Origin of the sequence: Streptomyces atratus, assembly GCF_900119365.1 — a bacterium.
In the GTDB taxonomy this organism is placed as follows: domain Bacteria; phylum Actinomycetota; class Actinomycetes; order Streptomycetales; family Streptomycetaceae; genus Streptomyces; species Streptomyces atratus_B.
This window is the reverse complement of sequence record NZ_FPJO01000069.1, coordinates 1-9,145: the sequence shown is the minus strand read 5'-3', so window position 1 is coordinate 9,145 and position 9,145 is coordinate 1. Positions and strand designations below refer to the sequence as shown.

The 9,145-nt window shown below is 68.1% G+C and carries 5 protein-coding genes and 4 pseudogenes; 4 read left to right on the top strand and 5 right to left on the bottom strand.

What is annotated here, in order from left to right; all coding sequences use genetic code 11:
* The 3 genes and pseudogenes from BT364_RS44525 to BT364_RS38420 all read left to right on the top strand — a co-directional run.
* Positions 1-202: pseudogene (locus BT364_RS44525) on the top strand (transposase); the annotation flags it as partial.
* Between the two features lie 850 nt (positions 203-1,052).
* Positions 1,053-2,399 (top strand): Mu transposase C-terminal domain-containing protein, encoded by a 1,347-nt coding sequence (locus tag BT364_RS38430; RefSeq protein ID WP_072489762.1) that lies wholly within the window; start codon positions 1,053-1,055, stop codon positions 2,397-2,399.
* A gap of 1,231 nt (positions 2,400-3,630) precedes the next feature.
* Positions 3,631-4,281: a YwqG family protein gene (locus BT364_RS38420; RefSeq protein WP_107408414.1), complete on the top strand. Its 651-nt coding sequence runs from the start codon at positions 3,631-3,633 to the stop codon at positions 4,279-4,281.
* 405 nt (positions 4,282-4,686) lie between these two features.
* Here the strand turns inward: BT364_RS38420 and BT364_RS42185 are convergent, their stop codons facing one another.
* The gene (locus tag BT364_RS42185) at positions 4,687-5,244 is read right to left on the bottom strand and encodes a hypothetical protein (RefSeq protein WP_177328407.1); all 558 of its coding nucleotides are present in this window, start codon (positions 5,242-5,244) and stop codon (positions 4,687-4,689) included.
* Positions 5,245-5,591: 347 nt separating this feature from the next.
* Between BT364_RS42185 and BT364_RS38410 the strand changes: the two genes are divergently transcribed.
* Positions 5,592-6,254, top strand: coding sequence for a GOLPH3/VPS74 family protein (locus tag BT364_RS38410; protein WP_072489759.1), 663 nt, complete (start codon positions 5,592-5,594; stop codon positions 6,252-6,254).
* Here BT364_RS38410 and BT364_RS38405 read toward each other — a convergent pair.
* From BT364_RS38405 to BT364_RS42175, 4 genes and pseudogenes are all read right to left on the bottom strand, one after another.
* Positions 6,251-6,655 (bottom strand): annotated as a pseudogene (locus tag BT364_RS38405) (transposase); the annotation flags it as partial. The gene BT364_RS38410 and the pseudogene BT364_RS38405 sit on opposite strands and share 4 nt — an antisense overlap.
* Positions 6,656-6,707: 52 nt before the next feature.
* Positions 6,708-6,902, bottom strand: a pseudogene (locus BT364_RS44520) (tetratricopeptide repeat protein); the annotation flags it as partial.
* A gap of 413 nt (positions 6,903-7,315) precedes the next feature.
* Complete coding sequence (locus BT364_RS42455) at positions 7,316-7,909, bottom strand: C40 family peptidase (protein WP_072489757.1); 594 nt, start codon at positions 7,907-7,909, stop codon at positions 7,316-7,318.
* An 841-nt stretch (positions 7,910-8,750) separates the two neighbouring features.
* Positions 8,751-9,145, bottom strand: a pseudogene (locus tag BT364_RS42175) (hypothetical protein); the annotation flags it as partial.

The window sequence follows — 9,145 nt, the reverse complement described above, 5'->3', positions numbered from 1 at the left end:
GCCGAGGCCGTGGTGCTGGTGATGGACAACCTCAACACCCACGGCATCGCCTCACTTTACGAGGCATTCGACCCAGAAGAGGCCTTCGCCCTGGCCCAACGCCTCGAAATCCACCACACACCCAAACACGGGTCATGGCTCAACATCGCCGAGATCGAACTCTCCGCACTGACCCGGCAATGCCTCGACCGCCGGATCGGCAATCTCGACATCCTCAACACCGAACTCTCAGCCTGGCAGAACGCCACCAACACCGACCAACGTCAGGTGGACTGGCACTTCACCACCCACGACGCACGCATCAAACTCCGCCACCTCTATCCAAAAAAATAGCTGCGACGGTCTACTAGCATCCTGAGGCGTCCTCGCATGGCTAGTCCACCGCCGGAACCGGAACGGCCTTGCCGGCGGCGGGCCAGCATGCGCTTCTTTCGTTGCTCCAGTGTCGGAGCGACCCACTCGTGCCATCCCACCGGCGGCTTCCACCGCTGCATGTGCTCGCGTTCATCGACCCCGCACCAACGGCAACCGCTGGGCGCAGGTATCCGCAGGTCAGACCCCTCAGTGGACATTGCCACTCCTTCCCCTGACCACATTCTGCCCGTCACCACTGACATCACTCCGTGGCCCGATCGCCCTGCCGGAACTAGGAATCGTGACGGACGCGCGGATGCTGAATCTCAACTCTCCGGCAAATCTCCAATGGTCGCTATCGCAGGATCGTCCGATTGGTCATCTGGCCGGGAGCCCTGCATTTCCTGGCGTGCTAATCAGCGAAGCCGTTGTTTGCCTGCTGTTGCCATGAGTATCGGGCGCGTCCCTGATGCCGTCCCGGGTGGTGGCCTGCCTCACCGGCTCCGGCAGCCTCACCGCGCTGGCCGGGCAGCAGCCGACGTCATTGACCACCCCACAAGCTCAAAACGGCGCCGCTGAGAACAGCACACGGAAGCCGAAAGATGCCGGTGGAGAAGATTTAGCAGATGCGCTTCGTCACTGTCATCGCAATGCCGGATCCCGTCAGCGGGCTGCAGATGCCGTGAGAGACCTGGAGCATGTCCGACGACAGAACTGGTACACGGCACGCGCAGACGGTGCGTGCCGTCGAGGTCGGCCGGGTGGCTGCGGTGCAGCGGCTGTTCGGCTTGGAGGCCCGGGGCGAGCTGGCGTCCGGCCATGTCCGGCTGGTGGCACAGGCCTTGGGGAAGTCGGAGCGGACGGTATGGCGGTGGCTCGCCGCGGCCCGGGCGGAGGGCTGTCTGGACCGGATGCCGGCCGGGCGGTTCACGGTGACGGCTGAGGTCCGGAAGCTGCTGGCTTTGTGGGGCGGAAATGCCTCCCGGGTCCATGCCGAACTCGTCGAGCGTGCCCGCAAGGATCCCGGGCGGCCCGAGGTTCCCTCGCTGGCGACACTGCACCGGGCCATCCGCCGGGACCTGACGGCCGGTGAGCGGGCCGGGCTCAGGCAGGGCGAGAAGGCGCGGCGGGCGCATGACGTGTTCGCCAAGCGTCCGCCCACTCACCGCAACGTGGTCTGGGAGGGCGATCACAAGCGGGTGCCGGTTCAGGTGGACGTCGAGGGCGAGCTGGTCTGTCCGTGGGTGACCTGGTTCATCGACTGCGCGACCAAGGTGATCGTCGGTGTGGCCGTCACCCCGCACGCACCGTCCAGGGACGCGGTCCTGGCCGCGTTGCGGTCCGCGATCGACCGGCGGGCGCCGTACGGGCCCGCGGGCGGGCTGCCCGCCGCGATCCGGGTGGACCGGGGCAAGGAGTTCCTGTGCCGCACGGTCACGGGCGCGATGGGGGCGTTCGCCGTCGTGGTCATCGACCTGCCCGCCTACACCCCGCATCTCAAGGGCACGGTCGAGGCACTCAACGACGTCGTCGATGAGATGCACTTCGTGCTCCTTCCCCGCTACACCCACCGGCCAAAACTCACCGGCGGGCGCCCGGCGGACCCCGATGCTCCCGCGCTCGTCTTCGCCTCTTTCGTCAGCGGCCTGCTGGAGTGGGTGCGGTGGTGGAACAGCGAGCACCGCCCCGATGCCCTGGGCGGCAGGACGCCGCTCCAGGCGTGGGCGGCCGATCCCACCCCTGTGGCTGATGTGCCGGCCGAGCAGCTCGCCGGTTTCGCCCTTGAGGACGACGGGCGGGAGCGCACCATCACCAGTCACGGCGTCCGCTGGCACCGCCGGGACTACATCGCCGACTGGATGGTGGGCCGTACCGGCACCCGCGTCGTGGTCCGCACCTGCCCCACCATGACGACCTCATCGAGGTCTTCGACACCACCGGGGCCCATCTGGGCAGCGCGTACCTGGCCGACGCCCAGCTCCCCCGCCGCAACGCGCCTGCCTGGGAAACTGCCCTCTCAGCCCCCAGGCATCCCAGACATTTAAGGGCCATACGGACTGCGGGCTCCCAGGTCGTTGGAGGGGAGCTGGGAGCCTAGGAGGTGACTATGAGTCACCTCCTAGGGTAGGTGGGAGCCGCGCGGCGCGGCACGGGCTGGATGATGCCGAGCGAACAGCCCCGCCGCGACGGCCTCTGGCTGGCCGACCCGTGGTCGGGCTTCGGCGGCGGTCTCCGCTGTGTTCGATGACCGAACTCGCCGGTCTACTGGGAGTACGTCGACGAGGGATGAACCCTGAGAGGACACCGCCACCGCGGGCATCAGCGTGCAGTCCACCGGTGGCGGCGACGCCGCCCGTGGAACCGCCCGGGGAACGTCGACGACCAAGTAGTGGGGCTGCGCGAGCCCCAGGAACATCAAGCCGCCGCTGGCGGACCAAGGAGCCACGATTTTGCGGTGCCCGGCCCAGGAGCAGGGGTGAGACATGCGTTGCGTTAACTGTGGACAAGAGACTGAGTATGAACACGCGCCCCCCATAGGGGGCTCACCGGAGATAGGGTTGGTACACGTCAGCAGCGGTATGATGGCCTGTTTCCCGGAGCGTGGTCCGGCAAGCCCGATTGTCAAAGCTCCGGTGCCACCGCACCTCCGCCGCCTTCTGGAGCAGGGACCGCGGTTGCCTCCGCCGCCACCACCCGGATTCCTGATCGAGGAGGACGAGCCCGGTTCGGGGGCGTGCAGTCCAACGGCACTGTGACGTCCGTGTCACGCGGGCTGCCCCAGCCGTCGGAGCCCTGTCCGACCCGGACCGTAGCCTGACCGCTGACCGCTGTCCGCACGACACAGGTGGTACCCCCCGTGGATCCCACGACCGCCCGCCACATCAGGTCCGCCACGGCCCTGCCGGCGGACGCGCTCGCTATATTGAACCAGGCTTCCTCCGCCGGTGACACCAGGGCGGCCCGGGTGCCCGCCTCGGAGCATTCCGCGATCGACCACGCCGTCGCATCGGCATTGCTCCTGCACGTCGATGAGCTGAACCAGTCCGCGAGGGCCTTCTCACACAGAGCAAGTCCGCCTGCGCCATCGCCGCACGGGCCGTGCACAAGCGCGGAAAACTGACTGAGGATCAGCATCGCGCGGTCCTTGACCCGTTTACCGCCGCCGGCGTCGCCGAGCTCGTGGAGTGCCCCCTCCTCGGGGTACATCGGGATGATCCGCGACGGCGCACTGTGCATGCTGGATCCTGAGCTGCCGACTGCCCGTAGCCTTCCTCCATGCAGGCAACTTTGATGATCTACGACGGCACGGCCGCGCCCGATGCAGACGTGCCACGTACCGGGGGTGTGCCGCTGGCCCCCGAGGGGTTCACCTGGCCGGTGTGCGGCGACTACTGCGGAGGGCCGATGCAGTTCTTCGCGCATCTGCCGGTCGAGTACGGCGTCCTGTCGGTGTTCGTGTGCCAGAACGATCCGGGCGCCTGCGACCTGTGGGACGCGACCTCCGGGGCGAATCGGGTCCTTCTTTTCCCGCCCGCGGGACTGGTACCGGTGGCCGTACCCGAGAAGGGCGTGACGCTGCTGCCCGCAGTGTCGGCGATCACGACCCGGGTCGTGACGCTCGAACCCGAGGAGGATGACGGCGACGATCTCCCGCCCGACGCATACGACCTCGCCCGTTCAGGGTGGAAGCGGGAGCCCGGCGAGCGGTTCGGGAAGCAACGCGAGGTGCTCGGATCGCTCGGCGGCAGCCCCTCCTACCTGGACGACGACCGGTTGCCCGGGTGCCCCTCCTGCTCCGGCACGACGGAATTCGCGGCACACTTGGAGGAGGGGATCGACCGGCGGACCGCGATGAACCTCGGCGGCCAGTTGGGCTACGTCTTCGTCTGCCGCCCCTGCTCCGAGGGCGCCTTCCTCACGGGCTGAGCGCGCCTGTGGCGGCAGGCCCCGCCGCCTACGCGGACGGGCCGCCCCCCGCTCTCCTCCTCCGCCACAGTCTCCTCCGGGGTGGCCGTGAGTGTTCGGTGCAATCCCTGATCCAGGAAGATTCATCGGTGTCCAGTGAGCACGTGACGGAGGCCGAGACCGCCGAGACACCTGAGCCGAAGCAGTCGGCGACGGTTGACGGTTGACGGTCAGTTGATCCACGAGTTGGTGGTGCGGGCTGCAGGCCGAGAACCTTCGGCTGACAGATGAGGGGGCATCCTTCAGCGGCTGACGAAGTGGCTGCCGCTGTCCGATCGGTGGTCGGGATCACCGACCACCTCGGCTCCGACAAGCACAATCCGTGTTCAGCGTCAAGGGGGCGGAGCGCGGGCAAGGGCGGCGGCGTCACCCTTGTGTGCCGCTGCCGTTGTTGTCGAACTTCTCGAGCGGCGTGCGGGCGCCGTCGCGGAACGCGTCGAGGCCCGTCTCGAAGTCGACCGCTGACCCCGCGAACAGCGCCGATTCGTCGGGTGCAACGTAGATCTTGCCTCCGCCGCGTACGGCGTGCACGAGGCAGACGCCGAGCCCGTCGGGCAGCTCGATGACGTTCAGCACCGGGTCGGTCCTGAGCTGAGCGAAGTGCGCTCTGCCCACCACTATGAGCCGGTCGACGCCCTCGGATGCCGCGTCGCTGCCGCCTGCGGCAGGTGGCAATGGTGCCGTGCGGTCCTCGACCGCCTCGACCGCGTAGCCGGAACGCTCGGCAGCGTCGAGGAATGCATGAAGATCGGATGCCTCGCGCAGGAGCGCTCCGAGCTCGCCCTCGCATTCGGCCACGTGGAACGTCGCGGTGGCGAACGGATGCGTGACCGGTGCAGCCCCTGGCAGCGGCGGCAGGGTTGAGGTGCTTACGAGCACCCCCGGTTCGCCCCTGAGTCCCATCACGAGCCGCTTGCCGTGCAAGAGGCGGTATGTGCGTACCGACCCGGTTGCATCACTCACGACGTCTGCTCCGTTTCCTATAATTGCCCGTAGGGCTCCGCGTATGCACCGCCGGGCAGTAGAACGGCCCGCTGCCCGCAACCGCGACGGCCTTGGCTCCGGCGGCGACCCCATCGACCAGGGCGTCGCTGCGCGGGTCGGCCGCATGGAGCGTAGCCCGAGTCCAGGCCGTTTCTTTCGGTTCAGGCCGTTTCCAGGCTTGATCCGAGACGGACGGCCGGGAGTCGGAGTGCGCAGGGAACCTCTCCGGGGGGTCGGGCGTCTGATCGGATGAGAAAGTGATCACAGAGCATACGGGGGTAGCGGGTATGGCGATCACACTGGCTGAGGAGATCATGCTGCTGTCCCTGGACGACGAGTCCGGATCGGCAAAACAGCGGCAAGCGGCCGGCTGGGCAGTGTCGGGGGGAATCCTGCTCGAACTGGTCCTGGCCGGGCGGGTTTCAGTTGCAGGTAAATACCTCGAACTGACAGATACGACTCCGACCGGGGATCAGCTACTCGACAGCCGGACGGCACTGATCGAGATCTGGCTGCGGGGTCGCAGCAAGCGCCGAGTGACGGAGTGGCTGACGAAGGAGCAGCCCAAGGCCGTCGCAGCGGCTCTCGAAAGCCTGTGCAAGCGCGGGGTGGTCGTAGAGGAGAAGCACAAGGCATTCGGCGTGTTCCCCATACGCCGCTACCCCGAGGCCGACGGCGCGATCGAGGGCGAACTGCGTGACCGGCTCCGGGCCGTCGTGCTTGACGGCGCCGAGCCTGACACACGGACAGCGGGCCTCATCGCGCTGATCCACTCCGCCAAGCTGCACGCTCTGGCCTTCCCTGACAGCCAGCGCAAGCTGGTTGCCGCGCGGATGGCGGAGGTCGCCACAGGGCAATGGGCAGCCGAGAGCGTCCGCGCCGCCATCCGCGACATGCAGGCGGCGATGGTCGCGGTCACCATGGTCACATTCGCTGCGGTCGGCAGCTAGTGTCCTGCGCCGGAGATTCGTTGGCAGAAACGGGCGAGTGAGTCGAGGATCTCTTCGGCTGTCTTGGTCCAGATGAACGGTGTTGGGTTTTCGTTCCATTCCTTGGCCCAGGCTCGGATGTCGGCTTCCAGGGAACGCACGCTTTTGTGTGCACCGCGGCGGATCTTCTGGTCGGCGAGGAAGCCGAACCACCTCTCCACCTGGTTGATCCAGGACGAACCGGTGGGGGTGAAGTGCAGGTGGAATCGGGGGTGTTTGGCCAGCCATGCCTTGATGGCCGGTGTCTTGTGGGTGCCGTAATTGTCGCAGATCAGGTGGACCTGGAGGTGCCCAGGAACCTCCTTTTCGATCTTGATGAGGAACTTCTTGAACTCCGCTGCCCGGTGCCGACGGTGCATTGCGGGCGCGGTCGAGCACCGCTAGCGACTCGTCCAGCTCGCCCAGCCACCTCAGGGTGCTGGCGTACTGGCACAGGCACCGGCGCAGGACGTCACCGTCGAGGTCGAGGGCGAGCGCCCGCTCGTAGTAGCTGCGGGCGGTCTCCTCCTGGCCCGCGGTGTCGTAGGCGCCACCTACCTCGTATATGAGGACTGGGTGACCAGGGTGTTCGGCAAGCAGTGCCTGGAAGTAGGCGATCGTCGGCGCCATGTTCGCCCGGTCGCGCTGGTCGTAGCCACGCTGGATCGCCTCGGCCAGTTCGGGCGTCACGTCGGTCGTCACTGCTGCGCCTCCATGCGTACGGGTCCGAAGATCGGCTCACCATAGTGCAGCCTCGTCCGCAGGCGCCTGCCTGTGGGCCGGCCCGGCGTTGGCAGCGTTGGCGTCTGTACTTGATGGAGCCATGTTCCTTGTCAGACGCGGATGCCTGCCTCGAGGGTGGGCTGCTGTCAGCTACCGATTATGACGAGCGACGCCCCGGTTTCCCGTGTCTGCCAGTCCGTCAACCGAGAGGACGCGGGAGCATCGACGTCGCTTACAAGTCGCTGCTCCATACAAGACGCTATGCACGTTCGACCGTACGCGGCGGTGCACGTTGGCCCGTACGCCGACACCGTGTCCCGTCACGGTGTGATGTGGCGGTAGCTGACGACATCGGATGCGGCGGCGAGTGGGGCGACGGTGACCGTACTGCCAGGGCGTGGGGCGTGGATGACCTTGCCGTGCCCGATGTAGAGCTGGACGTGCCCGCCGCCGTTGGCAATCACCAGGTCGCCGGGGACGAGCTGGGCGCGGGTCGTGGCCGTGCATGCCCGGACCAGACCCCACGTGGTGCGCGGGAGGCTCACTCCGGCCGCCTTCCATGCCCGCGTCACCAGACCTGAGCAGTCGTAACCGCGCGGGCCGGTCCCGCCCCATATGTAGGGCTTGCCCAACTGCGCCTGGGCGAAGGCGACAACGCGCCGCGGAGCGGACCGTGCAGGAGACTTCGCCGCCGACTTCGCCGATGCCGACGGCGCCTCATCCGTCGGCCGGTCCTTCCTCGTCTCGCCCACGGGTCCCGTTCCTGCGGGGACACGGAAGGTGTCTCCTGCGTAGATCAGTGTCGACGCGCCCAGAGCATTGAGCCGCTGCAGGGCCTTGACGGTGGTGCCGTGCCGGCCGGCCAGCGCGTAGAGCGTGTCACCGGGCCGCAGGACGACCTTCCTGGCCTCCACGCGCTTCGCCGCTCCCGTGCCGGAAGCGGCTGCTTCGGCAGGATGGGCGGGCTTGGGCGCGGGCCGTGTCGGCTCAGCGTGGGCAGGCTCCGGCGCGGGCCGCGTCGGCTCGACTTGGGAAGGCTCGGGCACGGGCTGCGTCGGTTCGACGTGGACAGGCTCGGGCACGGTCGGACCTTGCGGCGCCAGAGTGACCGCCGGCCGGGCGGCCGGGGACGAGGAACCCGTTGGACCATGCGCGGCAAGAAGTACTCCCGCCAGCCATGAGAGCGCGAACAGCACGAGCAGCACTCCCGCTGTCCGTCTCCACTGCGCGCTGATGCTCCCGCCGGTCCTCGGAGCCCGCGGCTTCCGGTGACGCGCTGCGGACGAGTGCTCCGGCACGTGCTGGGAGGGCCTGGGCAATGTCTGCTGTTCCACCACGACCTCCTTCGAGGGGCCGACGGATCAGCGGCCCGGAAGAAGGCTGTTCCGGCTCAACGGTTTCCCGCCAGATCGTGTGGCGGCCGGGACAGTCCGGGCCCGTCCGAGCCCGTCCGAGCTCCGGACATCACCCCTCGGATCCCGCGGCCGCAATCCACGGACACCCGCCGACGTGCGAGAAGGGACTGGCCGGCCACCGATCCCCAAGGCGCTCCCGCCCGCCCCACCCCACTGCGAGCCGAGGTCCGGAAGGATCCGGGCTGTGCATGCCCAGGGAGCACCGTGTTTTCGCACCCGCACTCGCCCTGCCCCTCTGGCGCAACGCCGCGCACGGGCGGCACCGGCTCCGCCCCAGAGGCGCTCTGCGGCGTCTCGAACCGGCGACAGCATCACCGTCAGTGCCCCTCGCAGGTGGCCCTCAGTCCGTGAGGAAGGCTCCCTCGCGACAAGGGCGGCAGACGAAGACGTAGCCCAGCTGACCGCCGAGTTTCATCGCGGTCTCCCGGGTTATCCCCTCCTCCAGGTGTGCCGCGAACTCCATCGTGCCGGTGCAGGAGGGACACACGGGCAGGCGGTCGTCCTCAAGGTAGGAGGGACTGCCTCCGAGCGACCCGAGCACTTCGCGCTGCTTCCCGAATCCTTCTTCGGGTTCCCACTTCCATCCCGAGCGGGCAAGGTCGTAGGCGCCATCGGTCCCTTCCTCGTCGCAGGCATCTTCGGGGTCGATCGTCACGACGTGGGTGCGGATGGCCGAGGTGGCGGGCAGCAGCGTCAATCCCGCCTCGGGTACGGCTACCGGCCGCAGTTCCTCCC

Bases quoted from the DNA above. Each gene is read 5' to 3' on its own strand.
- BT364_RS38430 (WP_072489762.1), top strand. From the start codon at position 1,053: ATGTCCGACGACAGAACTGGTACACGGCACGCGCAGACGGTGCGTGCC.
- BT364_RS38410 (WP_072489759.1), top strand. From the start codon at position 5,592: ATGGCGATCACACTGGCTGAGGAGATCATGCTGCTGTCCCTGGACGAC.
- BT364_RS38420 (WP_107408414.1), top strand. From the start codon at position 3,631: ATGCAGGCAACTTTGATGATCTACGACGGCACGGCCGCGCCCGATGCA.